General features: G+C 72.5%; 24 protein-coding genes. 20 read left to right on the plus strand and 4 right to left on the minus strand.

The features are described 5' to 3' along the window. Positions 1-19 precede the first annotated feature (19 nt). Both G5C51_RS10310 and G5C51_RS10315 read left to right on the plus strand, forming a co-directional pair. Positions 20-1,570, plus strand: a complete 1,551-nt coding sequence (locus G5C51_RS10310; protein WP_165235338.1) for a TROVE domain-containing protein — start codon at positions 20-22, stop codon at positions 1,568-1,570. A 45-nt stretch (positions 1,571-1,615) separates the two neighbouring features. Then, positions 1,616-2,335 carry a helical backbone metal receptor gene (locus tag G5C51_RS10315; protein ID WP_165235405.1) on the plus strand — a complete coding sequence of 240 codons (720 nt, stop codon included), beginning with the start codon at positions 1,616-1,618 and terminating at the stop codon, positions 2,333-2,335. Between the two features lie 4 nt (positions 2,336-2,339). Here G5C51_RS10315 and G5C51_RS10320 read toward each other — a convergent pair whose 3' ends face one another. Further along, positions 2,340-3,431 (minus strand): TDT family transporter, encoded by a 1,092-nt coding sequence (locus G5C51_RS10320; protein WP_165235341.1) that lies wholly within the window; start codon positions 3,429-3,431, stop codon positions 2,340-2,342. An 81-nt stretch (positions 3,432-3,512) separates the two neighbouring features. On the opposite strand from G5C51_RS10320, the gene G5C51_RS10325 reads away from it, so the two are divergent. Further along, complete coding sequence (locus G5C51_RS10325) at positions 3,513-4,454, plus strand: phosphotransferase family protein (protein ID WP_165235344.1); 942 nt, start codon at positions 3,513-3,515, stop codon at positions 4,452-4,454. On the opposite strand, the gene G5C51_RS10330 is transcribed toward G5C51_RS10325, so the two are convergent. Beyond that, positions 4,438-5,124, minus strand: a complete 687-nt coding sequence (locus tag G5C51_RS10330) for a gamma-glutamyl-gamma-aminobutyrate hydrolase family protein (protein ID WP_165235347.1) — start codon at positions 5,122-5,124, stop codon at positions 4,438-4,440. The genes G5C51_RS10325 and G5C51_RS10330 overlap by 17 nt on opposite strands. A 107-nt stretch (positions 5,125-5,231) precedes the next feature. Here G5C51_RS10330 and G5C51_RS10335 point away from each other — a divergent pair, with 107 nt between their 5' ends. The 6 genes from G5C51_RS10335 (at position 5,232) to G5C51_RS10360 (ending at position 12,153) form a co-directional block, all read left to right on the plus strand. Then, a complete protein-coding gene (locus G5C51_RS10335) occupies positions 5,232-6,599 on the plus strand; it encodes a type I glutamate--ammonia ligase (RefSeq protein ID WP_165235350.1) in 1,368 nt (455 codons plus the stop codon). Beyond that, positions 6,596-7,972, plus strand: coding sequence for an aldehyde dehydrogenase family protein (locus tag G5C51_RS10340; protein WP_165235353.1), 1,377 nt, complete (start codon positions 6,596-6,598; stop codon positions 7,970-7,972). Before G5C51_RS10335 ends, G5C51_RS10340 begins: the two co-directional genes overlap by 4 nt. After that, entirely contained in the window at positions 7,973-8,758 is a 786-nt protein-coding gene (locus G5C51_RS10345) for a 3-oxoacyl-ACP reductase (RefSeq protein ID WP_165235356.1), read from the plus strand. Between the two features lie 65 nt (positions 8,759-8,823). Beyond that, a complete protein-coding gene (locus G5C51_RS10350) occupies positions 8,824-10,089 on the plus strand; it encodes an HAD family hydrolase (RefSeq protein ID WP_165235359.1) in 1,266 nt (421 codons plus the stop codon). A gap of 75 nt (positions 10,090-10,164) precedes the next feature. Continuing rightward, on the plus strand, positions 10,165-10,614 hold the full coding sequence (locus tag G5C51_RS10355) for an Rrf2 family transcriptional regulator (RefSeq protein ID WP_206313667.1): 450 nt from the start codon (positions 10,165-10,167) through the stop codon (positions 10,612-10,614). Positions 10,615-10,704: 90 nt separating this feature from the next. Continuing rightward, positions 10,705-12,153 carry an MFS transporter gene (locus G5C51_RS10360; RefSeq protein ID WP_206313668.1) on the plus strand — a complete coding sequence of 483 codons (1,449 nt, stop codon included), beginning with the start codon at positions 10,705-10,707 and terminating at the stop codon, positions 12,151-12,153. On the opposite strand, the gene G5C51_RS10365 is transcribed toward G5C51_RS10360, so the two are convergent. Then, a complete protein-coding gene (locus tag G5C51_RS10365; protein WP_165235367.1) occupies positions 12,123-13,331 on the minus strand; it encodes an amino acid deaminase/aldolase in 1,209 nt (402 codons plus the stop codon). The two genes, G5C51_RS10360 and G5C51_RS10365, sit on opposite strands and share 31 nt — an antisense overlap. Positions 13,332-13,500: 169 nt before the next feature. On the opposite strand from G5C51_RS10365, the gene G5C51_RS10370 reads away from it, so the two are divergent. The 4 genes from G5C51_RS10370 (at position 13,501) to G5C51_RS10385 (ending at position 17,434) form a co-directional block, all read left to right on the plus strand. Then, complete coding sequence (locus G5C51_RS10370) at positions 13,501-14,457, plus strand: hypothetical protein (protein ID WP_338118083.1); 957 nt, start codon at positions 13,501-13,503, stop codon at positions 14,455-14,457. After that, a complete protein-coding gene (gene mycP, locus G5C51_RS10375; RefSeq protein WP_420824795.1) occupies positions 14,454-15,662 on the plus strand; it encodes a type VII secretion-associated serine protease mycosin in 1,209 nt (402 codons plus the stop codon). The genes G5C51_RS10370 and mycP overlap by 4 nt, the downstream gene beginning before the upstream one ends. Positions 15,663-15,787: 125 nt before the next feature. Next, positions 15,788-16,546: an SseB family protein gene (locus G5C51_RS10380; RefSeq protein ID WP_165235370.1), complete on the plus strand. Its 759-nt coding sequence runs from the start codon at positions 15,788-15,790 to the stop codon at positions 16,544-16,546. 153 nt (positions 16,547-16,699) lie between these two features. Continuing rightward, the gene (locus tag G5C51_RS10385; protein ID WP_165235374.1) at positions 16,700-17,434 is read left to right on the plus strand and encodes an MIP family channel protein; all 735 of its coding nucleotides are present in this window, start codon (positions 16,700-16,702) and stop codon (positions 17,432-17,434) included. An 8-nt stretch (positions 17,435-17,442) separates the two neighbouring features. Here G5C51_RS10385 and G5C51_RS10390 read toward each other — a convergent pair whose 3' ends face one another. Next, complete coding sequence (locus G5C51_RS10390) at positions 17,443-17,811, minus strand: DUF1844 domain-containing protein (protein WP_165235377.1); 369 nt, start codon at positions 17,809-17,811, stop codon at positions 17,443-17,445. Positions 17,812-18,222: 411 nt separating this feature from the next. Here G5C51_RS10390 and infC point away from each other — a divergent pair, with 411 nt between their 5' ends. The 7 genes from infC to pheT form a co-directional block, all read left to right on the plus strand. Further along, positions 18,223-18,840 carry a translation initiation factor IF-3 gene (gene infC, locus G5C51_RS10395; protein WP_165235414.1) on the plus strand — a complete coding sequence of 206 codons (618 nt, stop codon included), beginning with the start codon at positions 18,223-18,225 and terminating at the stop codon, positions 18,838-18,840. A 119-nt stretch (positions 18,841-18,959) separates the two neighbouring features. Further along, entirely contained in the window at positions 18,960-19,154 is a 195-nt protein-coding gene (gene rpmI / locus G5C51_RS10400) for a 50S ribosomal protein L35 (protein ID WP_165235380.1), read from the plus strand. A gap of 71 nt (positions 19,155-19,225) precedes the next feature. After that, positions 19,226-19,612: a 50S ribosomal protein L20 gene (gene rplT / locus G5C51_RS10405; protein ID WP_165235383.1), complete on the plus strand. Its 387-nt coding sequence runs from the start codon at positions 19,226-19,228 to the stop codon at positions 19,610-19,612. 103 nt (positions 19,613-19,715) lie between these two features. After that, entirely contained in the window at positions 19,716-20,573 is an 858-nt protein-coding gene (locus tag G5C51_RS10410; RefSeq protein ID WP_165235386.1) for a TrmH family RNA methyltransferase, read from the plus strand. A gap of 69 nt (positions 20,574-20,642) precedes the next feature. After that, the gene (locus G5C51_RS10415; protein ID WP_165235389.1) at positions 20,643-21,722 is read left to right on the plus strand and encodes an ATP-binding protein; all 1,080 of its coding nucleotides are present in this window, start codon (positions 20,643-20,645) and stop codon (positions 21,720-21,722) included. Positions 21,723-21,840: 118 nt separating this feature from the next. Then, complete coding sequence (pheS, locus tag G5C51_RS10420) at positions 21,841-22,965, plus strand: phenylalanine--tRNA ligase subunit alpha (protein WP_165235392.1); 1,125 nt, start codon at positions 21,841-21,843, stop codon at positions 22,963-22,965. Then, positions 22,965-25,516 (plus strand): phenylalanine--tRNA ligase subunit beta (gene pheT, locus G5C51_RS10425; protein WP_165235395.1); only part of this gene is annotated, 2,552 nt, incomplete at its 3' end. The genes pheS and pheT, both read left to right, overlap by 1 nt.

Consider the following 25,516-nt stretch of genomic DNA (forward strand, 5'->3'; position numbering starts at 1 on the left):
GGAAAATGACGGGGGAATCATGGGCAAGTTCACGTACGAGGGCGGCGCGGCCTATACCCGTGACAGCAAGTCCGATCTCGTGCTGCTCGCCGTCGTCAACATGGTCGGCGAGGGCACCTTTTACGAGAAGGCCGCCGACCGCGACGACCGGTTCCGCGATCTGGTGCGTACCGTCGCCGTGGCCGACGGCGCGTGGACCGCGGGCTTCGTGGCCTGGCTGCGCGGCGAGGCCAACATGCGGTCGGCCTCGCTGGTCGCCGCCGCCGAGGCGGTCGCGGCCCGGCTGGCCGAGGGGCTGCACGGCGGTAACCGCGCCATCGTCGCCGCCGCGTGCCGGCGCGCCGACGAGCCGGGCGAGTTCCTCGCGTACTGGATGGGTGCGTACGGCCGCACGCTGCCGAAGCCGGTCAAGCGTGGCCTCGCCGACGCCGTCCGCCGCCTCTACACCGAGCGTGCGCTGCTGAAGTACGACACCGGCGGCGCCCGGGACTTCCGCTTCGCGGACGTGCTGGAGCTGGTGCACGCGGCGCCCGACGCGGGCAAGCCGTGGCAGGGTCCGCTGTTCCAGCACGCGCTCGACCGGCGGCACGGCCGCCGCGAGGGCGCGGTGCCGGAGGCGCTGCGGACCGTACGGGCGCGGGGCGAGCTGATGGCGCTGCCCGAGGCCGGGCGGCGGGAGCTGCTCGCCGCGCCGGACGCGCCCGCGCGGCTGCGTGCGGCCGGCATGACCTGGGAGGCGCTGGCCGGCTGGCTGCAGGGGCCGATGGACGCGGAGGCATGGGAGGCCGTGCTGCCGTCGATGGGGTACATGGCGAAGCTCCGTAACCTGCGGAACTTCGACGAGGCCGGGCTGAGCGACGAGGCCGCCGCGCAGGTGGCCGAGCAGCTCGCCGACCCCGCGGAGGTCGCGGCGTCGCGGCAGTTCCCGTACCGCTTCCTGTCGGCGTACCGGGCCGCCCCTTCGCTGCGCTGGGGCCACGCGCTGGACAAGGCGCTGACCGCGGCCACGGGCAACGTGCCGGTGCTGCCGGGGCGTTCGCTGGTGCTCGTGGACACCTCGGCGTCGATGGGCGGCCGGCTCTCGCGGCGGTCGGAGGTCCGGCACGTGGACGTCGGCGCGCTCTTCGGGGCGGCGCTGGCGCACCGGGGCTGCGATGTCGACCTGGTCGGCTTCGCGAACGGGCACTTCCGGCACGGACTGACGCCGGGGGGTTCCGTGCTGCGGGACATCGAGGCGTTCTGCGCGCGGATCGGCGAGGTCGGGCACGGCACGGAGACGGTGGCGGCGCTGCGCGCGACGTATCGCGGGCACGACCGGGTCGTGATCGTCTCGGATATGCAGGCGTTCGCGTACCCCGGCTACGGGCTCGGGAATGTGTCGGTGTCGGACGCGATCCCGGCGCAGGTGCCGATGTTCGGGGTCAACACCACCGGCTACGCCACCGTGTCGATCGACGCCACCCGGCGGAACCGGTACGAGATCGGCGGCTTCAGCGACAAGCTGTTCAGCATGGTCGGGCTGCTCAGCGACGATCGCGTGGCCGCTTGGCCGTGGGAGACCGCGGCCTGACTGGGGGCGTACGGTGCCGGGGTGGACAACTCCGGCACCGTACGCGTGCGTCGCGTCGTTTCCCTGGTTCCGTCGCTGACCGAGGCGGTCGCGGAGACCGCCCCCGGCCTGCTGGTCGGGGCCACCGACTGGTGCAGCCATCCGGCGGACCTGGACGTGGAGCGCGTAAAGGGCACGAAGAACCCGGATGTCGAGCGGATCATCGAGCTCGGACCCGACCTGGTCATCGCCAACGAGGAAGAGAACCGCGAGCCCGACCTCGCCGCGCTGCGGGAGGCCGGGCTGGACGTGCTGGTGACCGAGGTGCGGACCCTGGAGCAGGGCTTCGCGGAGCTGCATCGCGTGCTGGTGGACGGCTGCGGACTGCCGCGGCCTTCCTGGCTGGATGCTGCCGAGGCGGCCTGGGCGGCGGTGGTACGGGCGGAGCCGCCGCGGCGGGCCGTGGTGCCGATCTGGCGGCGGCCGTGGATGGTGCTGGGACGGGACACGTTCGCCGCGGATCTGCTGGCGCGGCTGGGCGTGGAGAACGTATACGCGCACCATCCCGAGCGCTATCCGAAGATCCCCCTGCCCGAGCTCCAGGCCGCCGACCTCGTCGTCCTGCCGGACGAGCCCTACGCCTTCGCCGCGGACGACGGCCCGGAGGCCTTCCCCGGCCTTCCCGCCGCGCTCGTCAGCGGCCGGCACCTGACCTGGTACGGGCCGTCGCTGGTGGAGGCGCCGGAGGTGCTGCGGGCCGCGCTGGCCGCCGCCCGTCCCGGATAAGGCCTCAGCTGTACGGGAGCAGCGCTCCGGAGGCGACCCCGCGCACCGTGCGCACCAGGGCGATCAGCCAGGCCGCCACCAGGAAGGCGTAGAGCGCGGCCGACAGCCAGAACAGCGCGTCCAGACCGGTATGCCGGGCCAGCCCCGCCGCGCCGGTGACGCAGGTGCCGACCGGGAAGGTGAAGCCCCACCAGGTCATGGCGAAGGTCATGCCGTCCCGGACCGCCCCGACCACCAGCGCGGCGGCGAAGGCGAACCAGAGCAGCGCGAAGCCCATCACCGGGGCGCCGTAGAGGAAGGCGAAGGCCTGCGCGGCCCCGGCGTACTCCGGGGACCCGAGCGGGGCCGCGGCGGCGATGTTGTTGAGCGCCGTCGTCGACTGCCCCAGCGGGCCGAGAACCAGGAAGAGCGTCGGCGTCAGGGTGAGCGGCAGCGGCCCGCCGTGCAGCAGCCGGGAGAAGACGACGGGCAGGATGATGAGGGTGGCGAACAGGCTGATGCCGAAGAACGCGTAACAACCCATGATCATCGCCAGCCGCCACTGCCCTTCCGGCAGGTGCGGGACGAAGGCCGGGCCGGTGGCGGCGGACACCATGGGCGCCACCACCGGCAGCAGCCACACGGGGGAGGCGGAGCCGGTCTCGATGCGATGGCGGGCCACCATGAGATACGGGACGGCGGCCGCGGCCACGACGCCGATGACGGTGCCGGCGATCCACAGGACCGCGTCGAGGACGACGGCGGCGTGCTCGCCGAGGAGGTCGACGCCGACAGCGCTGGTGGCGGCGCCGACCGCGAGCAGGGCCATGGAGAGGCAGCCGTAGAAGGGCGCGACCCCCGGGTCCAGCAGGTGCAGCCGGGCCTGGTCGCGGTGGCGCGTCCAGTGCACGGCGCGGCCGGCGAGGATGGTCGCGAGCATCAGCAGGGACAGGGCCCAGACGGCGTGCAGCAGCAGTCCGGGGACCTGGAAGCGCTGGGCCGCGCCGGCCGTCGCCACGATGGCGGTGCCCATGACCGCCGCGTACCAGTTCGGGCCGAGGTTGCGGACCGAGAGACGGTGGCCCGTGAGCGGGCCCGCCGTGGCGGGGGCGATCATGAGTACAGCTTGCGGCCAGGCGGTCGGCAGGGCGCGCGTTATTCGTTCGACCGAGTCCCGGGGCGCTGCCACGATTGATCGATGAGCCACACCATCGTCCCCGCCGAAGGCGTCCGGCTTCCCTGGGAAGGGGTCCCGGACCACGTCCGGCGTGCCGTCGAGGCCGAACTCGGCGCCGCCGTCGTCGCGGCCGTGACGCAGACCGGTGGGTTCTCCCCGGGTGTGGCCGCCCGGCTCCGGCTCGACGACGGGCGCCGGGTGTTCGTCAAAGCCGTCAGCGCCGAGACCAACGACATCTCCGCCCGGATGCACCGCAAAGAGGCCCGGAAGGTCGCCCTCCTGCCGCCCGGGACCCCCGCGCCGCGGCTGCTCGGGTCGTACGACGACGGGACCTGGGTCGTGCTCGTCTTCGAGGAGGTCGAGGGGCGGCAGCCCCATATCCCCTGGGAGCGCGACGAGTTGCGGCGCGTGCTGGCGGCCCTCGGCGAACTTGCCCGTATCCCCGCGCCCGACGGCGTCCACGCGCCGCGCGAGGACGGGTTCGGGCGATGGCGCGAGATCGTCGCCGCGTACGACGCCGGCGAGGACGACTTGCACGGGCTCGACCCCTGGGTGCGGGACCGTATCCACGAACTCGCCGAGCGCGAGGACCGCTGGGCGGTGGCCGCCGCCGGTGACACGCTCGCCCACGGCGACGTGCGCGCCGACAACATCCTTCTGACGGCCGACGGCGCCGTCTTCGTCGACTGGCCGCACACGCTGCGCGCCGCGCCCTGGTTCGACCTCCTCATCTCGCTGCCCTGCATCGCCATGCAGGGCGGGCCGGACCCGGAGGAGACGTTCGCCGCGCACCCGCTCGGGCGGGACGCGGACCCGGACGACGTCACCACCGTCCTCGTCGCCGTCACCGGCCTGTTCCTCGGCGGCGCCCGTCTCCCCGCGCCGCCCGGGCTCCCCACCCTGCGCGCCTTTCAAAAGGCGCAGGGGGACCAAGCCCTGGCCTGGCTCAGGAAGCGGCTCTGACCAGCCCTTGCATGACCCGCAGGTCGTCGCCCATCTCCGGGTGCCACTGCACGCCGAGGACGAAGGCGTCGCCGGGGCGCTCCAGGCCCTCCACCGTGCCGTCGTCCGCGTGCGCCGAGACCACCAGGCCCTCGCCCACGCGGTCCACCGCCTGGTGGTGATACGTCGGGACCACCGTCCCGGCGTCCTCAAGCAGCGCCGCGAGCCGCGTGCCGGGGACCGGCTTCACCGCGTGCTCGGCGAAGACGCCGGGCGGGCCGTCGTGTCCGTCCAGGTGCTGCAGCAGCGTGCCGCCGCAGGCCACGTTCAGCAGCTGGGAGCCGCGGCAGATCCCCAGCAGCGGCAGCTCGCGCTCCAACGCCGCCTCGATCAGGGCCAGTTCCCAGGCGTCCCGCTCCGGCGCGGGCGGGCCCGTACGCTCCTCGGGCGAGGCCCCGTAACGTCCCGGCTCCACGTCCGGACCGCCCGCCACCACCAGCCCGTCCAGCCGCGCGACGGCCTCATGGGCCGCGCCTGGCACGGAGTCCGGCGGCAGCAGCGCCGCCATCCCGCCCGACCGCTGCACGAGGCGGTGATAGCCCGACGGCAGCAGCGCGGCGGGCAGCCGCCAGTGCGACCAGGCGGCCTCGTCCACGAGGTAGGTCGAGATGCCGATCAGCGGACGTCGCATGAGTTCTCCCCGGCGTGGGAATGCCCGTTCCCGATCAAGGGTAGTCAGGATTACCTTTCAGTGGCCTCCCGGCAGCTCCACCTCCCCGAAAGAGGAAGGCGATTGCAGTGCCAGACCGCACACCTCCGCTCACCGTCGACGAGCTGCGCCGGCGTGCCGACGACGGCAGCATCGACACCGTCGTCGTCGCTTTCGCCGATATGCAGGGGCGCCTCCAGGGCAAGCGCTTCGCCGTCCGCCACTTCCTCGACGACGTGCTCGGGCACGGCACCGAGGGGTGCAACTACCTCCTCGCCGTCGACGCCGACATGAACACCGTCGACGGCTTCAAGATGTCCTCCTGGGACCTCGGCTACGGCGACTTCGCCATCCACCCGGACCTGGACACCCTGCGCTTCACCCCCTGGAACGAGGGCAGCGTCCTCCTCATCGCCGACCTCGCCTGGCACGACGGCGCGCCCGTCGCCCCCGCGCCCCGGCAGATCCTGCGCCGCCAGCTCGACCGCCTCGCCGACCGCGGCTGGACGCCGTACGTCGGCACCGAGCTCGAATTCATCGTCTTCCGGGACTCGTACGAGGAGGCCTGGTCGAGCGGCTATCGCGAGCTGACGCCGGCCAATCAGTACAACATCGACTACTCGATCCTCGGCACCGGCCGCATCGAGCCGCTGCTGCGCCGGATCCGCAACGAGATGGGCGACGCCGGCATGCGCGTCGAGTCCGCCAAGGGCGAGTGCAATCTCGGGCAGCACGAGATCGCCTTCCGCTACGAGGACGCGCTGACGACATGTGATCAGCACAGCGTCTACAAGACCGGTGCCAAGGAGATCGCCTCGCAGGAGGGCATGTCGCTCACCTTCATGGCGAAGTACAACGAGCGGGAGGGCAACTCCTGCCATATTCACCTGTCGGTGCGGGACGGCGACGGCGCGCCGGTCTTCGCCGGGGACCGGCCGGGCGGGATGTCGGAGGTCATGGAGCACTTCCTCGCCGGACAGCTCGCCGCGCTGCGCGAGTTCTCGCTGCTGTACGCGCCCAACATCAACTCCTACAAGCGCTACCAGCCCGGCTCCTTCGCCCCCACCGCCGTCGCCTGGGGCCCCGACAACCGCACCTGCGCGCTGCGCGTCGTCGGCCACGGCCACTCGCTGCGGCTGGAGAACCGGATGCCGGGCGGCGACGTGAACCCGTACCTCGCCGTCGCCGGGATGATCGCCGCCGGGCTGCACGGCGTCGAGCAGAAGCTGGCGCTGCCGGAGCGGGTGACCGGCAACGCGTACGACCTCGACGGCATCGCCCACGTCCCCACCACCCTCCGCGAGGCCGCCGAGCTGTGGAACGACAGCGCGCTCGCCCGCGAGGCCTTCGGCGAGGACGTCGTCAAGCACTACCTGAACATGGCGCGGGTGGAGCAGGAGGCGTACGACAGCACGGTCACGGACTGGGAGCGGTTCCGGTCCTTCGAGCGGATGTGAGCAGGCAGTTGGAACTCGAGATCGTCAACCCCGCCACCGGGGAGCCCGTCACCACCGTCCCCGGCACCACCCGCGAGGAGGTGGACGCCGCCGTCGCCCGGGCCGCCAAGGCGCAGCAGGCCTGGGCCGCCCTCGTGCCCGGCGACCGGGCCTGGCTGCTGCGCAAGGTCGCCGACGCCATCGATACGCACCTGGAGGAGCTGGCGCAGCTGGAGGTGCGCGAGGCCGGGCACCCGATCGGCAGCGCCCGCTGGGAGGCGGGCAATGCGCGCGACCTCTTCGAGTACGCGGCCGGGGGAGTGGAGCGGCTGACGGGGCGGCAGATCCCGGTGACCGGCGGGGTGAACCTGACCTTCGCCGAGCCGCTCGGCACCGTCGCCGTCATCGCACCCTGGAACTTCCCGCTCCCGATCGCCTCCTGGGGCGTCGCCCCGGCGCTGGCGGCGGGCAACGCGGTCATCCTCAAGCCCGCCGAGACCACGCCGCTGACGGCGCTGCTGCTGGCCGAGCTGGCGCTGCAGGCGGGGCTGCCGGAGGGGCTCTTCCAGGTGCTGCCGGGGCCCGGGTCCGTAACCGGGGACGCGCTGGTGGAGCATCCAGGCGTCGCCAAGGTCGTCTTCACCGGGTCCACCGCCGTCGGCAAGCAGATCATGGCCAAGTGCGCCGCCCAGGTGAAGCGGGTGACGCTCGAACTGGGCGGCAAGAGCCCCAACATCGTCTTCGCCGACGCCGATCTGGAGCGGGCCGCGGCCGCAGCGCCGTCCTCGTTCCTCGACAACACCGGGCAGGACTGCTGCGCCCGCAGCCGCATCCTGGTGGAGCGCTCCGTCTACGACCGCTTCGTGGAGCTGCTGGAGCCGGCCGTCCTCGGCTTCACGGTCGGCGACCCGGCCGACCCGGCCACGGAGATGGGGCCGCTCATCTCCGCCGCGCACCGGGAGCGGGTGCGTTCCTACGTACCCGAGGACGCGCCCGCCGCCATCCGCGGCAGCGTGCCCGACGGGCCCGGCTTCTGGTACCCGGCCACCGTCCTCACCGACATCCCGGCCGACGACCGGCGGTCGGTCGAGGAGATCTTCGGCCCGGTCGCCATCGTCACCCCTTTCGACGACGAGGCCGAGGCGGTACGGCTCGCCAACGCAGGGCCGTACGGGCTCTCCGGCTCCATCTGGACCCGCGACGCCGGCCGGGCGCTGCGCGTCTCGCAGGCGGTCGAGGCGGGGAATCTGTCCGTCAACTCCCATGGCAGCGTGCGCTATTGGACCCCCTTCGGGGGCTATAAGCAGTCTGGACTCGGCCGCGAGCTGGGCCCGGACGCGCTGCATGCCTTCACCGAGACGAAGAACGTGTTCATCAGCACCGAGGAGAGCTAAGTGTCTGAAGCAGCCCCCGTCTGCCGCCGCCTGGTCGGCCGCACCGCCGTCGTCACGGGCGCGGGCAGCGGCATCGGCCTCGCCGCCGCCCGCCGGCTCGCCTCCGAGGGGGCGAGGGTCGTCTGTGCCGACGTCGACGTCCGGGCCGGGAAGGCGGCCGAGGAGGCGACCGGCGGCCTGTTCGTACGGGCCGATGTGACGAGCGAGGAGGATGTGGCGACCCTCTTCCAGACCGCCTACGACACGTACGGCTCGGTCGACGTCGCCTTCAACAACGCCGGCATCTCACCGCCCGACGACGACTCGATCCTCACCACCGACCTGGCCGCCTGGAAGCGGGTCCAGGACGTCAACCTCACCTCCGTCTACCTGTGCTGCAAGGCCGCCATCCCGTACATGCAGCGCCAGGGCCGCGGCTCGATCATCAACACCGCCTCCTTCGTCGCCCGCATGGGCGCCGCCACCTCGCAGATCAGCTACACCGCCTCCAAGGGCGGCGTGCTGGCGATGTCGCGGGAGCTGGGCGTGCAGTTCGCCCGCGAGGGCATCCGGGTCAACGCGCTGTGCCCCGGGCCCGTGAACACCCCGCTGCTGCAGGAGCTCTTCGCCAAGGACCCGGAGCGGGCGCAGCGCCGCCTCGTGCACATCCCGGCGGGCCGCTTCGCGGAGGCGGACGAGATCGCCGCCGCTGTCGCCTTCCTCGCCAGCGACGACTCGTCCTTCGTCAATGCCGCCGACTTCCTGGTCGACGGAGGAATTTCCGGCGCGTATGTGACGCCGGTCTGACAAATGGATGTACGGTGCATGGGTTTCGATCCGTAAGACGATGACGTACGTACGGAGGCACCACCTTGCGCACCGCACCGCTGCTGTCCGCCCTGAGCCTGGCCGCGGCCGCCACCCTGACGGCCGCGCCGGCGGGCGCCGCAGCCCCGCAACAGGAGGGGCGTGACTGCCCGCAGCTCTCCCGCGAGCTCGCCTGGCACGGCGACAACCGGGAGCAGCTGCAGCAGGCGATCGACGAGGCCGGAAGCTGTTCCGGCGGCCACCGCGCCCGGCCCGTCGCCGCCTTCGACTGGGACAACACGATCACCAAGAACGACGTCACCGACGCGGTCATCGCCTGGTCGCTGCGGCACGACAAGATCCTCCGGCCCGAGCGCTGGAGCGACACGAGCAAGTGGCTCACCCCGGCCGCCGAGAAGGCGCTGACCGAGGCGTGCGGCACGGAGGTGCCGGTCGGCGAGCCGCTGCCCACCTCGACCGACACCGACTGCGCCGACGAGATCTTCGAGATCCGCGCCGAAGCCAAGACCATGGCCGGCGACGAGGCTTTCGAGGGCACCTGGAACCACCGCCGCACCGTCCCCGAGTACGCCTGGGTGCCGCAGCTGTTCGTCGGCCACACGGTGGCGGAGCTGCGCTCGTACGCCGCGAAGTCGCGCGCCGAAGCGCTGGCCGCGCCCGTCGGGGCGAAGCAGACCGTCGGCACCCACGAGATCCCCGCCTACGTGCGCTACTACGACCAGCAGCGCGACCTGCTGAAGACCCTGAAGAAGGCGGGCTTCGACGTCTACATCGTCTCCGCCGGGTCCGAGCCGGTGACCGAGGTGTGGTCGAAGGGCGTCGGCATCGACCGCAAGCACACCATCGCGATCCGCAGCGTGCTGAAGGACGGCCGGATCACGCCGTACAACTACGGCTGCGGCGATGTGGGCGTCACCGAGGGCGAGTACATCCCGTACATCGACGGCAAGCGCTGCGCGGTGAACCAGGAAATCTTCGGCGTGCAGGGCGCCGATGCCTGGAAGAAGCAGGGGGAGAAGCACCGCATCGCGATCGGCGGCGGCGACGCGGACACCGACGTCACCTTCGTCGGCGACGCGACGGCCGCGCACCTGGTCCTGAACCGTAACAAGCCGGAGATCATGTGCCGCGGCTACGACGACGCCGACGGCAAGTGGGTGGTGAACCCGATGTTCATCGAGCCGCTGCCGCAGCAGCAGGCGCCGTATCCGTGCGCCACCAGCGCGTACGCGAACGAGGACGGCACCCACGGGCCGGTGCTCCGGGAGAACGGCGACGTGGTCCCGGACCAGGAGGACAAGGCGTACTGAGCGCGGGCGCTCATTGACGGACACGGGAACTGTAACTAGCCTGATTGCAGTTTGGTCGGCGCCGAGGGAGTGGTGATGGCGGTCAGTACCCGTACCGCGGTGGCGGCGCACGCGCTGACGTTCCTGGCCGGCCGGGAAGCGGACGGGCTGCAGTCGTCGGCGCGGATCGCGGAGAGCCTGGAGAGCAACCCGGTGCTGGTGCGCCGGGTGCTCGGGCAGCTGCGGAGCAAGGGCCTCGTCGATGCCGTCGAGGGCAGCGGAGGCGGCTGGCGGCTCGCGAAGCCGGCCGCGGAGATCAGCCTGCTCGACACGTATGCCGCCGTCGAGGACGACCTCACGCTGCTGCCGACGCACGCCCATCCGCCCAGCCGTAACTGCGCGGTGGGCCGGCATATGCAGTCCCTCCTGGAGGAGGAGTTCTGCGCCGCGCGCCGCGCGATGGAGCGGCAGCTTGCCGAGACGAGCATCGCCGACATGCACCGCCGCATTCAGCGGCGCGAAAGCGCACCGCCGATAAGCGGTTAGCCGCCGGGAATTGGCCGGAGTCCAGCTCCGGTCTATTTCTTTGCCTTAACTGCAACCAGTGTAGTTACAGTTTCGATGAACGGAGTAGCTGTGCAGCCAACGACCGTCCCGCTCTCGCGTCTGCTGAGTGCGCTGATCCCGGCGATGCTGCTGATCCCCATCGCCGCCGACATGGTCTCGCTCCTGCTGCCCCGGATCGCGGCGGAGTTCTCGGCCTCGACCGCGCAGGCCGCCTGGGTGGTGACCGGCTTTCTGCTGGCGTGCGCCATCGGGATTCCCGTTTACGGGCGGCTGGCCGACCGGTTCAGCCTGCGCCGGCTGTTCACGGTGGCGCTGGTGGTCTTCGCGGCCGGCAGCCTGATCTGCGCCGTGGCGCCGAGCCTGATCGTCCTGGTGGCGGGCCGGGTCGTCATGGGGGCGGGCGGCGCCGCCATCCCGGTGCTCGCGATCGTGTCCGCGGCGCGGCTGCTGTCCGGGCGCGAGGCCGCGGTCGGCATCGGGTTCCTCGGGGCGGCGGCGGGCGCCGGTACGGCGGCTGGGCCCGCCGTCGGCGGGATTCTCGGGGACGCGCTGGGGTGGTCGGCGCTCTTCTGGCTGATGACGGCCGTCGCGCTGGTGCTGGTACCGGTGGTCCGGCGGATCCTCACCGACGCGACCCCGGACGACCGGCGGTCGATCGACCTGCTCGGCGGCGTCGTGCTCGGGGCCGGCGTCGGTCTCGCGCTGTTCGGGATCACCCGGATCGAGAGCGCGGGGCTCGGCTCGGCGTCCTCCTGGGGCTCGATGGCCGCCGGGGCCGGCCTGCTCGCGCTCTTCGGCTGGCGGATCCGCGCCGCCGAGCACCCCTTCGTACCGCCCTCGCTCTTCGCGAACCGCGGCTATGTCGCGGCCGTCCTGGTGATCTTCCTGGCCATGGTCGTGAACCTGGCGACGCTCGTCCTGGTGCCGATCCTGCTCATCGACGAAGGCGGCCTGACACCGACCGAGGGCAGCCTGGTCATGATCCCCGGAGGGCTGGCGCTGGCGGCGACCTCGCCGCTGGCCGGACGGCTCAGCAGCCGCGGCGCGGACGCGGGGACCCTGATCGTGACCGGGCTCGCCGTGATCGGTGCGTCGATGCTGCTGCTGTCCACGCTGGCCGACGGCGGCTCGCCGGTGCTCGCCGGGGTGGCGGTGTTCGCGCTCGGCGCCGGGTTCGCGATCGTCGTCACCCTCACCACCACCGCGGTCAGCCAGGTGCTGCCGCCCGACCAGGTCGGGGTCGGCGTCGGGATCTTCCAGGGCGCCCAGTTCCTGGGCGCCGGTGCGGGACCCGCCCTCTTCTCCGCCCTGCTCTCGGCCCGGCTGAGCGGCGCGGACGACGCGGTGAATCCCCTCTATACGGACGCGGCGCCGCCGTATTCCGACACCTTCCTCGCCCTCGCCGCGGTGGCCGTCCTGGCCGTGCTCGCCGCCCTGCGCCTGCGGAGGGCCTCCGGGCGGGCCCGCGGCGGCGAGCCGGCCGCCGGCTACAAGAAGGTGCGCCCCTCGCCCCGGTAGGTCGGCACCGTCTCGACGACCCCGTCGCCGTCGATGAGGTGCAGCTCGTCGAAGCGCTCGCACAGCTCGCCCGCCTTGGCGTGCCGGAACCACACCCGGTCGCCGACCAGCAGGTCGTCCGCGGGCGCGCCGAGCAGCGGCGTCTGCACCTCCCCGGCTCCCTCCTGCGGGTCGTAGCGCAGGCCCTCCGGGAGATACGGAACGGGCAGCCGGTCCGCGCCGGCCGCGCCCGACGCCGGGTAGCCGCCGCCGAGCACCGTCACCACGCCGACGCCCGGGCGCCGCACCACCGGGTGCGCGAACAGCGCCGCGGGACGGCCCCGGTACGACGTGTAGTTGTCGAACAGCCGCGGCTGGAACAGGCCGGAACCCGCCGCCACCTCCGTCACCGCGTCCTCGGCCGCGGTGTGCTGCACGCTCCCGGTGCCGCCGCCGTTGACGAACTCGAGCCCGTCGGGCCCGGCCACCGCCCGCACCGCCGCGACCGCCTCCGCCCGCCGGTCGGCCAGCTCCTTGCGCGCCTTGGCCTGCATCAGCCGGATCGCCCGGGAGCGCAGCGGCCGCCCGGCGACCGCGTCGCCGACGCCGGCGATATGGCCCTCGTACGCCATGATGCCGACGAGCTTGAAGCCGGGGCGGCGGACCACCGAGCGGGCCAGCTCGGCCAGTTGGGCGGGGGTGGCGAGGGGGGAGCGGCGGGCGCCGACGCGTATCCGGCCGCCGAGCATGCGCAGGGCGGTGTCGAGCTCGATGCAGACCCGGATCTCCTCGCGGCCGCCCTCCCGCGCCGCGTCGATGAAGTTCAGCTGCGACGGGTCGTCGACCATCACGGTGACGGCCTCGGCGAGCTTCGGGTCGGCGGCCAGCTCGGCGAAGCCGGTGCGGTCCGCGGAGGGATAGGCGAGCAGCACGTCGTCGAAGCCGGAGCGGGCCAGCCACAGCGACTCGGCGAGGGTGAAGCTCATGATTCCGGCGAATCCGGGGCGTTCCAGGACGCGTTCCAGCAGCGCCCGCACCCGCACCGACTTGCTCGCCACCCGGATCGGCTTGCCGCGCGCCCGTCGTACGAGATCGTCGGCATTGGCGTCGAAGGCCTGGAGGTCGACGATCGCCAAGGGGGCGTCGAGGTGCGCGGTGGCCCGGTCGTACCGTGCCCGGTCTGCTGTCGGTCCGTGCATGCGTGCAGCGTGCCAGAGTATCCGTACCGGCCGGTAGAGGCCGGAAAGAGCGGTGTCATCGAGTCAAGGGGTGGACTGGGTGCCCATCGGCGCCGAGACCTAAGTAAAGTGTCCGAGCGCATCGGGGAGCAGGTGCCGCAGGTCAGAGGGGACAGAGGGGAGGGCTGCGGTGAGCACGGATACCGGGGAGGCGTCCGCGGAACAGTCACCCGAGTCACAACTCGAGCCGCCGCCCGCGCCGCCGCGCCCCTTCGCGCCGCCGAAACCCGTCGAACCGCCCGCCCGCGTCGGCGCCCCGCTGCACATCGCCGCGGTGCTGCCGAAGGACGCCCCGAAGCCGGCCGAACCCGATGAGGAGCCGCAGGGCCGCAGCCTGCGCCGCACGATCATCGCGGTGGCCTGCGCCATCCTGGGCCTCGGCCTGCTCGCAGGATCGGTGGCCGGCACCTGGCTCAGCGGCGGCGACGAGAACCCGGACCAGGCCGCGTACGAGACCGCGCGCGAGCTGTGGCACACCGCCGAGGTCGGCACCCTCTTCCCGCGCACGCTGCGCGGCGAGGCGGCCGGGCCCGGCGACGCGGACCGCACCTGGAAGCGGATCGGGGTGGCCGGGGACGGCGACTGCCGCCGCGCCTTCGACCCGAATCTCGCCAAGGCGCTCGCCCCCGTCGGCTGCGAGCGGCTGCTGCGGGCCACGTACGCGGATGCCACCGGGACCCATGTGACCACGGTCGGGATGCTGTTCACCAAGGCAGGCCCCGAGCGGATGCAGGCGCTGCGCGCCCGCTTCGCGGACGAGGACCTGGGCGAGCGCAAGGACCTGCTGCCGCTGCCGTACGCCGTGCCGGGCACCCCGGCCGCCGACTTCGGGAAGCGGCAGCGGGCCAGCTGGACGGTGGGCGTGGTGACGGACGCGCCGGTGGTGGTGTATTCGGTGAGCGGCTTCGCGGACGGGCGTGAGGTGTCCGATCCGCAGCCGGCCCAGACGGCCGTGCGCGCCGGGCAGACCACCGCGCCCGCGCAGGCCGGTCTCGGCCATGACGCGCAGGGCATCGCCGACCGGATCGAGAGCAAGCTGCGCAGCCAGGCGGGCGAGGCGGCGGCAGAGGCCGGGGGCGTCAAGTGAGCCGTATCTTCCGTATCGGAGCTTCCCGTACGCGCCGGGCCGCCCGCGCCGCGAGCGTGCTCGCCCTCGCCGGCGCCCTGCTCGCGCCCACGTCGGCGCACGCCGACAGCGTGCGCGACCTGGAGTGGGGCCTGGACGCCGTACGGGCGCCGCAGGCCTGGGCCACGACCAAGGGCGAGGATGTCACGGTCGCCGTGCTGGACACCGGCGTCGACGACCGGCATCCGGACCTGACCGGCTCCGTGCTGCCCGGCAAGGACCTGGTCGGCTTCGGCGCCGAGCGCGGCGACCAGTCGTGGGCCCGGCACGGCACGGCGATGTCCGGGATCATCGCGGGCCACGGACACGGGTCCGGCGATACGGAGGGCGTCACCGGCGTGGCACCCGAGGCGAAGATCCTGCCGATCCGCGTCATCCTCGAGGACAGCGACTCGGAGCGTAAGAAGGCACGGTCGCAGCGGGGCGGCGCGCTCGCGGAGGGCATCCGCTGGGCGGTCGACCACGGGGCGGATGTCATCAACCTCTCGCTCGGCGACGACAGCCGCTCCGCGCACCCCGAGCCGGGGGAGGACGCGGCGGTGCAATACGCGCTGCGCAAGGGCGTCGTGGTGGTCTCCTCGGCCGGCAACAGCGGCGAGAAGGGCGACCACATCTCGTACCCGGCGGCGTATCCGGGCGTGATCGCGGCGACGGCGGTGGACCGCGGCGGCATCCGGGCACCGTTCTCCACCCGGCGCTGGTACGCGACGGTGTGCGCGCCGGGCGTCGACGTGGTCATCGCCGACCCGGACCGCAGCTACTACGAGGGCTGGGGCACGAGTGCGGCTGCCGCCTTCGTCTCCGGCGTGGTGGCCCTGGTCCGCTCGGCCCACCCGAAGCTGACCCCGGCCCAGATCCGCGATCTGCTCCAGGACACCGCGCGGTATCGGCCGGAGGGCGGCCGGAGCGACTCGCTGGGCGCGGGCCTGGTGGACGCGGCGGCGGCGATCAGCGCGGGCGGGAAGCTCTCGACGCGAGCGTCGAAGCCCCGCGCGGCCTCGCAGCCCCCGCGCTACTTCGGCGCGGGTCCCGCGCTGGCGGGCGTGGGCACGTCCGACAGCGGCCCCGGCCCCGTGGCGCTGGCGGCGGGCTTCGTGGGCGTGGGCCTGCTGGGCGGCGCGTGGATCGTGTGGCGGGGGCCGCGGCGGGATCCGGACGAGGACTGACGCCGCCGTCCGGGTCCGGTGCCCTCACGTCGGCGGCCGCCGGAACATCCGGGCCCACCCGTCCCGCCTTGCGGGACGCCTGCCCCCGAGCGGCAGCCTCATGGCCGCCGGATACCCTCGTGCGCGTGGCAGCGCCCAAGAACATCCCGGATTCTCCCTTCGCCGCTGACGACGGCACCGCCGACCCTCGCCTGGCCGAAGCTCTCGCCGCGCATGCGAAGGAGCCCACCGCCGGCAATCACGCCGCCGTCCTCGCGGCGCTGCGCGGCGCCCGCCTCCTCGTGCCGGTCGTCGCGCTGCTGACCGAGGCCGAGACCGGGTCGGACGGGCTGCGGCGGGACAAGACGAGCGAGATGGCGATCCCGACCCTGAAGGGCCCCGGCGGCCGCAAGGCCCTCCCCGCCTTCACCTCCACCGAAGCCCTCACCCGCTGGGACCCCGAGGCCCGCCCCGTGGCCGTACCGCTGCACCAGGCCATCCAGGCCGCGGTCAGCGAGCGCGCCGACACCCTCGCGCTCGACATCGCGGGCCCGGCCCCGTACGAGCTCAGCGGCCCGGCCCTGCTGGCCGCCGCCGAGGGCCGCGACAGCGCCGACCCGCTGACGGATCCGGCCGTGCGGGAGGCCGTACGGGAGGTGCTGGCCGGGGACGAGGCGGTACGGCTGGCCCATCTCGGGCCCGGCGGGGCGGACGCGGACGGCACTTTGGCGCTGGTGCTGGAGCCCGGCACACAGGAGCAGACCGCCGAGGCCGCCCAGCGCATCGCCCGGGCGCTCGCCTCCCACGAGGCGCTGCGCGCGCGGCTGGGGCGGGGCATGACGCTGGCGCTGCTCCCGCCGGAGGCGGCGGCCAGGCTCACGGGGGAACCGATCTACGAGCGCTGACCTCGTTTCAAGCCCGGCCGGCGCTTGAGGCCGAGCGCCGCAGGCGCGATATCCGCGCGCAGCGCGGCAGAGCCCGACAGGCAGCCGCCAGGCATCCATCGCACAATGCAGAGAGCGGCAAAACGATCTCCACACGTCCACAAGGGAGAGGTCATGGAGACGCGCAAACTGGTATCCGAGTTCATCGGCACACTGCTGCTGGTGCTCTTCGCCGTAGGCGCGGCCGTCCTCGCCGCCGAATACATCGGCACCCTCGGCATCGCCCTGGCCTTCGGCTTCACCCTGCTGGCCCTGGCGTACGCCCTCGGCCCGGTCTCGGGCTGCCACGTGAACCCGGCCGTCACCCTCGGCATGCTGCTCTCGAAGCGGATCGGCGTGAATACGGCCGTCGGCTACTGGATCGCCCAGTTCCTCGGCGGCATCGCCGGCGCCGCGCTGCTGTACCTGCTGGCGAAGCAGGTGCCGGGCCTGCAGACCTCCGAGGCCTTCGGCAGCAATGGCTTCGCCGACCGCTCGGCCGTGCACATCAACACCGGCGGCGCCTTCATCGCCGAGGTGCTGCTGACGTTCCTGCTGGTCTTCGTGGTGCTGGCGGTCACCCACCGGTCCGCGAAGCTGACCGCGGGCTTCGGCGGCCTGGCGATCGGCATCTCGCTCGCCGCCATCCACCTGATCGGCATCCCGCTGACCGGCACCTCCGTGAACCCGGCCCGCAGCCTCGGCCCGGCGCTCTTCGCCGGCGGGCAGGCGCTGTCGCAGGTGTGGCTGTTCATCCTGGCGCCGCTGGTCGGCGGCGCGCTGGCCGCGGCGGTGCACGCCGTCGTCCACGGCGACGACACGGCGGACACGGCGGACGAGCCGGAGCCGGCCGCCGCCGCCAAGGCGTAATCGCCCGATCAGCCGAAGACCGGGCCGGTAAGCTTCTCGCCCGGCCCCTGGCCCGGCTCGTCCGGCACCGTCGAGGCCTCGCGGAAGGCCAGCTGCAGCGACTTCAGCCCGTCCCGCAGCGGTGCCGCGTGATACGAGCCGATCTCCGTCGCGCTCGCCGTGACCAGGCCGGCCAGGGCCGTGATCAGCTTCCGGGCCTCGTCCAGGTCCTTGTGCTGCTCGCCCTCCTCGGACAGGCCGAGGTTCACCGCGGCGGCGCTCATCAGGTGCACCGACAGGGTCGTGATCACCTCGACCGCCGGCACATCCGCGATGTCACGGGTCATGGCGTCGAAGTTCGGCTGCGCGTCAGCGGCGGGAGGGGTGGGCTCACTCATGCCCCGTAGCCTAGATGAGCGGGGCCGAGCCCCCGCCTGCGCCCCGACGCCCGGCACGCACGCTCGCCGCTCGGCCGGATAGGCCGCTGGCGCGCTCGGCCCCGCTCATCCGCGAGACCGCCGATGTGCTTGCTTCCGCCCCGGCCTGCTACTCTTGGGTGTCAGACCGGCCGGATACGTGTGTGTCCGGCCCGCAAGTGGAGGCTCCGAACTCCCACCTGATCGGCCTTACGGTCGGCAGGTCACCGGTCAAGATGCGCCCCGCGGCCTGCCGTGGCGGTGCTCCCCCGGCAGGAGCCCCGTCACTTGTGTCCCGTTCGGGGCATTTTTCATGCCCCGCAGCGAGTGGTCACCACAGACGATTACGCGGCTGTCCGCCAGGCATCCGCGTAGGAAGCCCGAGGAGGCCCCATCAGCGCCGAGCCCCGCATCAACGACCGGATTCGCGTCCCCGAGGTGCGACTCGTCGGTCCCAGTGGCGAGCAGGTCGGCATCGTGCCGCTTGCCAAAGCCCTGGAGCTTGCGCAGGAGTACGACCTCGACCTGGTCGAGGTCGCGGCGAACGCCCGTCCGCCCGTGTGCAAGCTCATGGACTACGGGAAGTTCAAGTACGAGTCGGCCATGAAGGCCCGTGAAGCGCGCAAGAACCAGGCGCACACGGTCATCAAGGAGATGAAGCTCCGGCCGAAGATCGACCCGCACGACTATGACACCAAGAAGGGTCACGTCGTCCGGTTCCTCAAGCAGGGTGACAAGGTCAAGATCACGATCATGTTCCGTGGTCGCGAGCAGTCCCGCCCCGAGCTGGGCTACCGACTGCTGCAGCGGCTCGCGGACGACGTCCAGGACCTGGGTTTCGTCGAGTCGAACCCCAAGCAGGACGGCCGCAACATGATCATGGTCCTCGGTCCGCACAAGAAGAAGACCGAGGCCATGGCAGAGGCCCGCGAGGCGCAGGCCGCCCGCAAGGCGGAGCGTCGCGGGGATGCCCCCGCTGAGGCACCCGCCGAGGAGCCCGCCGAGGCGTGAGTCTTCCGGGGTGCCCCGGAAGGGGTCGCCCCGAGCGAGCAGTAACGAACAGCAGCTGACGCTTCAGCCTGCCGGTTTACGGCCGGATGGAGCGCCAACACTGAGGAGAGACGGCCACCATGCCGAAGAACAAGACCCACAGCGGCACCAAGAAGCGCTTCAAGATCACCGGCTCCGGCAAGGTGCTCCGCCAGCGCGCCGGCCGTCGCCACTACCTCGAGCACAAGCCCTCCACCCTGACGCGTCGCCTTGCCGGCACCGTCGAGGCGGCCCCGGGCGACGCCAAGAAGGTCAAGAAGCTTCTCGGCAAGTGAGGCGAGGCGCCCCCGACCGGGGCGCCGCCTCTTACGCGACCGGGACCCATTCGTACTAGGAGAAGATCAAAGTGGCACGCGTCAAGCGGGCAGTGAACGCCCAGAAGAAGCGCCGGGCAATCCTCGAGCAGGCCAGCGGCTACCGCGGCCAGCGCTCGCGCCTGTACCGCAAGGCCAAGGAGCAGGTCACCCACTCCTTCGTCTACAACTACAACGACCGCAAGAAGCGCAAGGGCGACTTCCGTCAGCTGTGGATCCAGCGGATCAACGCCGCTGCCCGCGCCAACGGCATCACCTACAACCGCTTCATCCAGGGTCTGAAGGCCGCCAACATCGAGGTGGACCGCAAGATGCTGGCCGACCTCGCGGTCAACGACGCGAACGCCTTCACCGCCCTCGTCGAGGTGGCCCAGAAGGCCCTTCCGAGCGACGTGAACGCGCCGAAGTCGGTTGCCTGACCCGCTGGCAGGTCAGAATTGACGGACCCGCAGGGCTTGCCCTGCGGGTCCTGTTGTTGCCGTATCCCTTTGCCGGGATCACTTCGTCGAGGCCAGGAGCGTCGTGCAGACCCCCCAGATCACGTCCGTGCGGTCCGCGCGCGTGACCGCCGCGCGCAAGCTGCAGAAGCGGAGCGCCCGCGGCAAGGAGCGCCGCTTCCTCGCCGAGGGGCCGCAGGCCGTGCGGGAGGCGGTGGCGTGCGTACGGGGCGGGGAGCCGGTGCTGGACGAGCTGTTCGCGACGCCCGAGGCCGCCGAGCGGTACGCGGAGATCGTCGAGGACGCCCGTAAAGCCGGGGCGCGGGTGCATCTCGCCGTCGACGAGGTCGTCGAGGGGCTCTCGGACACCGTGACGCCGCAGGGCCTGGTCGGGGTGTGCCGCTTCCTGGACACGCCGTACGCCGACATCCTCGCCGCGCGGCCGAAGCTGGTCGCCGTCCTCGCCCACGTCCGCGACCCGGGGAACGCCGGCACCGTGCTGCGCTGTGCCGATGCCGCGGGCGCGGACGCCGTGGTGCTCACCGACGCCTCCGTGGACCTGTACAACCCGAAGGCGGTACGGGCCTCCGCAGGGTCCGTCTTCCACCTACCGGTGGCGGTAGGCGTGCCCGTGGCCGAGGCCGTCGCCGGGCTGCGCGGGGCCGGGGTGCGGGTGCTCGCCGCCGACGGGGCGGGGGAGCGGGACCTGGACGCCGAGCTGGACGACGGGGCCCTCGGCGGCCCGACCGCGTGGGTCTTCGGCAACGAGGCCTGGGGGCTGCCCGAGGAGACCCGGGCGCTGGCGGACGAGGTGGTGCGCGTCCCCATCCACGGGCGGGCCGAGAGCCTCAACCTCGCCACGGCCGCCGCCGTGTGCCTCTACGCCTCCGCGCGCGCACAACGCCCGGCCGGCGGCTCCCGGTTCGCGCCGACGACCGAGTAAGGTGTGCCTGATCGGGGGGACCGGGCGAATTCCGGGACCAATCCCCGTGTCAGGAGAGGGGGTTGCGAGGTGGACATCTCACATGGTGAGAGCGCTTCCACGGCGTCCTGCGACCCCGATGATCTGCCCGACGGACTCGTGGTCGCCGACGCGGAAGGCCGCGTGGTGATCTTCAACGCCGCGGCTGCGAAGATCACCGGCCAGGACGCGGCGAAGGCGCTCGGCAGCCGCTTCGAGGAGGCCCTCGCGCTCGAGGATCTCAAGGGCCGCAGCTGGTGGTCGATCACCGATCCGTACGGCGGGCTCGCGGTCCGTACCGGACAGCCGGAACGCAATCTGCTGCTGCCGGGCAATCACGAGGTGCTGGTCGCCGCCAAGTACGTCCGCCGCCGGCCCGCGGGGCCGCTGCACCGGCTCGTCGTCACGCTCCGCTCCACCGAGGCGCGGCGGCGCGACGAGCGCAGCCATGCCGAGCTGATCGCCACCGTCGCGCACGAGCTGCGGTCGCCGCTGACGTCAGTGAAGGGCTTCACGGCCACGCTGCTGGCCAAGTGGGAGCGGTTCACGGACGACCAGAAGCGGCTGATGCTGGAGACCGTGCACGCCGACGCCAACCGCGTCACCCGGCTGATCGCGGAGCTGCTGGACATCTCCCGGATCGACTCAGGACGGCTCGAGGTGCGGCGGCAGAAGATCGACATCGCGGCGGCGATCCGGCGCCATGTCGAGGCGCAGATCACCGCGGGGGAGGACCCGGTGCGGTTCGCCGTGCAGGTCTCGGAGGGGCTGCCGGAGCTCTGGGCCGATCCCGACAAGATCGACCAGGTGCTCGGGAACCTGCTGGAAAATGCCGTGCGGCACGGCGCGGGCACTGTCACGATCGAGGTGACCCGGACTGTACGGCGCGATGAGGAAGGGACGACCGTCACCGTGAGCGACGAGGGCCCCGGCATCCCCGAGGAGTCGATGAGCCGCGTCTTCACCCGCTTCTGGCGGGGCTCCAAGCGCGGCGGCACCGGGCTTGGGCTGTACATCGTCAAGGGGATCGTCGAGGCCCACGGCGGGACCATCGCGGTCACCAGGGCCGACGGCGGCGGTGCCCGGTTCCGATTTACCTTGCCCGTCGGGGCCCCGGCCTATCTGGCCTGAGCGGCGCGACGGGCTCAGCACACTCTCTCGAGGCTCTAGACTCGACCTTTGGCACCAGCGGTGTCCCATGCGTCGGGCGAGGACGCCACAGCCAGCCAATCGGAAGACACGGGAAGAGATGTCGGCACCCAATAAGTCGTACGACCCTGTCGAGGTCGAGGCACTGAAACCGGAGCAGGTCGAGCGGATGCGCGACGAGGCGATTGCCGCCTTTGCCGCCGCCGGTGACCTCGAGGAGCTCCAGGAGGCCAAGACCGCCCACACCGGCGGCACCTCCCCGCTCGCCCTCGCCAACCGCGAGATCGGCGCCCTCCCGCCGTCCGCCAAGGCGGACGCCGGCAAGCGCGTCGGCCAGGCCCGCGGCGCGGTGAACCAGGCGCTGAAGAAGCGCCAGGAGGAGCTGGAGGCGGAGCGCGACAGCCGCGTGCTGGTCGAGGAGGCGGTGGACGTCACGCTGCCGTACGACCGCGTCCCGGCCGGCGCCCGGCACCCGCTGACCACGCTCTCCGAGCGGATCGAGGACATCTTCGTGGCCATGGGCTACGAGGTGGCCGAGGGCCCGGAGGCGGAAGCCGAGTGGCTGAATTTCGACGCCCTCAACATCGGCCCCGACCACCCGGCGCGCGGCGAGAGCGACACCCTCTTCGTGCAGGGCCAGGACCCCGAGCAGGACTCCGGCGTCGTGCTGCGCACGCACACCTCGCCGGTGCAGATCCGCTCCCTGCTGGAGCGCGAGCTGCCGGTGTATGTCATCTGCCCCGGCCGTACGTACCGCGCGGATGAACTGGACGCGACGCACACGCCCGTCTTCTCGCAGGTCGAGCTGCTCGCCATCGACGAGGGCCTGACCATGGCCGACCTGAAGGGCACGCTCGACCACATGGTCCAGCAGCTCTTCGGCGGCGAAGGCATGAAGACCCGGCTGCGGCCGAACCACTTCCCGTTCACCGAGCCGTCCGCCGAGATGGACATGGTCTGCTACGTCTGCCGCGGCGAGTCCGTCGGCAACCTGGACCGCCCCTGCCGCACCTGCTCCTCCGAGGGCTGGATCGAGCTCGGCGGCTGCGGCATGGTCAACCCGAAGGTGCTCATCGCCTGCGGCGTCGACCCCGAGAAGTACAGCGGATACGCCTTCGGCTTCGGCATCGAGCGGATGCTGATGTTCCGCCACAACGTTCAGGACATGCGAGACATGGTCGAGGGTGACGTCCGCTTCACCCGGCCCTTCGGGATGGAGATCTGATGCGAGCCCCGCTTTCTTGGCTGCGGAGTTACGTGGATCTCCCGGCCGACGTCACCGGTCGTGACGTCCAGGAAAAGCTGATCTCCGCGGGTCTCGAGGTCGAGACCGTGGAGCAGCTCGGCGCGGGCCTGACCGGCCCGCTGGTGGTCGGCAAGGTGCTGGCCATCGAGGAGCTGACCGAGTTCAAGAAGCCGATCCGCTACTGCCAGGTCGACGTCGGCGACGCCAACGGCACCGGCGAGCCGCAGAACATCGTCTGCGGCGCGACCAACTTCGTCGTCGGCGACAAGGTCGTCGTGGTGCTGCCGGGCGCCGTGCTGCCCGGCGACTTCAAGATCGCCGCCCGTAAGACCTACGGCCATGTCTCCGAGGGCATGATCTGCTCGGCCAGCGAGCTGGGCATGGGCGACGACCACGACGGCATCATCGTGCTGCCGCCGGAGTACGAGCCGGGCACCGACGCCATCGAGCTGCTCGAGCTCAAGGACGAGGTCCTGGACATCGCGGTCACCCCCGACCGCGGCTACTGCCTGTCGATGCGCGGCATCGCCCGCGAGACGGCGACCGCGTACGGGCTGCCGCTGCACGACCCGGCGCTGCTCGACGTGCCGACGCCCAACGACCAGGGCTACCCGGTCAAGGTCGAGGACCCGGCCGGCTGCGACCGCTTCACGGCCCGCGTCGTCACCGGCGTCCGCCCGGAGGCGCGCTCGCCGCTCTGGCTGCAGCGCCGGCTGCAGAAGGTCGGCATGCGCCCGATCTCCCTGGCCGTCGACATCGCCAACTACGTGATGATGGAACTCGGCCAGCCGCTGCACACGTACGACAAGGAGCGCCTGCAGGGCCCGATCGTGGTCCGGCGCGCCCGGCAGGGCGAGCAGGTGACCACGATCGACGACGCCGAGCGCACGCTCGACGAGGCCGATCTGCTGATCACCGACGACCGCGGCCCGATCGGCATCGCGGGTGTGATGGGCGGCCAGAACACCGAGATCGCCGACGTGGAGGAGAACGACCACCTCTTCGGCGAGGCCACCGGCACCACCGAGATCGTCATCGAGGCGGCGCACTTCGCCCCGGTGTCGGTCGCCCGCACCGCCCGCCGGCACAAGCTGTCGTCCGAGGCCTCCCGCCGCTTCGAGCGCGGCGTCGACCCGGAGGCGGGCCCCGCGGCCGCGCAGCGCGCCGTGGACCTGCTGGTGCTGCTCGCCGGCGGCACCGCTGACCCCGGCGTGACCGAGGTCGTCACGCCCAGCGGTCCGCACACCATCCAGATGCGCGTCGATCACCCCGACCGGGTGGCGGGTGTCGTGTACGGCCGGGAGATCGTCGTACGCCGCCTGCAGGAGGTCGGCTGCGATGTCTACGGCACCGACGAGCTGACCGTCACGGTCCCGTCCTGGCGCCCGGACCTGCGCGAGATCAACGACCTGGCCGAGGAGGTGCTGCGGCTCGAGGGCTACGAGAACCTGCCCTCCACGCTGCCGAAGCCGCCGCCTGGCCGTGGCCTGACCGCGCGCCAGCGGCTGCACCGCCGGGTGGGCCGGGCGCTGGCCGGGGCCGGTTACGTGGAGGCGCCGAACTACCCGTTCATCGGCGACGCCGCCCTCGACCAGCTCGGTCTCGACGCGGACGACGCCCGCCGCTCCACGGTCAAGCTGGTCAACCCGCTCAGCGACGAGGAGCCGGCGCTGCGCACCACGATGCTGCCGGGCCTGCTGGCGGCGCTGCGCCGCAACGTCAGCCGCGGCGCGAGTGACCTGGCGCTCTTCGAGACCGGCCTGGTCTTCCACCCGGCATCGGGTCCGGCCGCGGCCGCGGCCTCGCCGCGGCTGCCCGTGGACCGGCGGCCGACGGACGCGGAGATCAAGCAGCTCGGCGCCGCGCTGCCGGACCAGCCGCGCCGGGTCGCGGCCGTCCTCGCGGGCGCCCGCGAGCAGGCCGGCTGGTGGGGCAAGGGCCGGCCGGAGAGCTGGGCGGACGCCGTGGAGGCGGCGCGTACGGTGGCCCGCGAGGCGGGCGTCGAGCTCGTCATCGAGGCCGACCAGCACGCCCCGTGGCATCCGGGCCGGTGCGCCGCGCTGTACGCGCAGGTCGGCGGCGCGAAGACGCTCATCGGCCACGCCGGCGAGCTGCACCCGCGGGTGGTCAAGTCGATGGGGCTGCCGGAGCGCACCAGCGCGATGGAGCTGTCCCTCGACCTGCTGCAGCGGGCGGGCGGCGATGTGCGGATGACCGCGCCGGTCATCTCCACGTACCCGGTGGCGACGCAGGATGTGGCCCTCGTGGTCGACGCGTCCGTGACCGCGGCGTCGGTCGAGGCGGCCCTGCGCGCTGGCGCGGGGGAGCTGCTGGAGTCGGTGCGGCTGTTCGACGTATACGAGGGCGAGCAGGTCGGCGAGGGCAAGAAGTCGCTGGCCTACGCGCTGCGCTTCCGCGCGGCCGACCGGACGCTGACGGTCGAGGAGGCCTCGGAGGCCCGGGACGCCGCTGTCGCTGTCGCGACGGAGCGGACGGACGCTGCTCGACCACTGGCGGGACGGCTTCGACT

Source organism: Streptomyces coryli, from assembly GCF_011044975.1.
Taxonomy (GTDB): domain Bacteria; phylum Actinomycetota; class Actinomycetes; order Streptomycetales; family Streptomycetaceae; genus Streptomyces; species Streptomyces coryli.

What these genes read in the sequence shown, in the direction of transcription:
- G5C51_RS10310 (WP_165235338.1), top strand. Translation starts at nt 20, where the DNA reads ATGGGCAAGTTCACGTACGAGGGCGGCGCGGCCTATACCCGTGACAGC.
- G5C51_RS10320 (WP_165235341.1), bottom strand. Translation starts at nt 3,431, where the DNA reads ATGATCGCCCCCGCCACGGCGGGCCCGCTCACGGGCCACCGTCTCTCG.
- G5C51_RS10325 (WP_165235344.1), top strand. Translation starts at nt 3,513, where the DNA reads ATGAGCCACACCATCGTCCCCGCCGAAGGCGTCCGGCTTCCCTGGGAA.
- G5C51_RS10330 (WP_165235347.1), bottom strand. Translation starts at nt 5,124, where the DNA reads ATGCGACGTCCGCTGATCGGCATCTCGACCTACCTCGTGGACGAGGCC.
- G5C51_RS10355 (WP_206313667.1), top strand. Translation starts at nt 10,165, where the DNA reads ATGGCGGTCAGTACCCGTACCGCGGTGGCGGCGCACGCGCTGACGTTC.
- G5C51_RS10365 (WP_165235367.1), bottom strand. Translation starts at nt 13,331, where the DNA reads ATGCACGGACCGACAGCAGACCGGGCACGGTACGACCGGGCCACCGCG.
- G5C51_RS10385 (WP_165235374.1), top strand. Translation starts at nt 16,700, where the DNA reads ATGGAGACGCGCAAACTGGTATCCGAGTTCATCGGCACACTGCTGCTG.
- G5C51_RS10390 (WP_165235377.1), bottom strand. Translation starts at nt 17,811, where the DNA reads ATGAGTGAGCCCACCCCTCCCGCCGCTGACGCGCAGCCGAACTTCGAC.
- rpmI (WP_165235380.1), top strand. Translation starts at nt 18,960, where the DNA reads ATGCCGAAGAACAAGACCCACAGCGGCACCAAGAAGCGCTTCAAGATC.
- pheS (WP_165235392.1), top strand. Translation starts at nt 21,841, where the DNA reads ATGTCGGCACCCAATAAGTCGTACGACCCTGTCGAGGTCGAGGCACTG.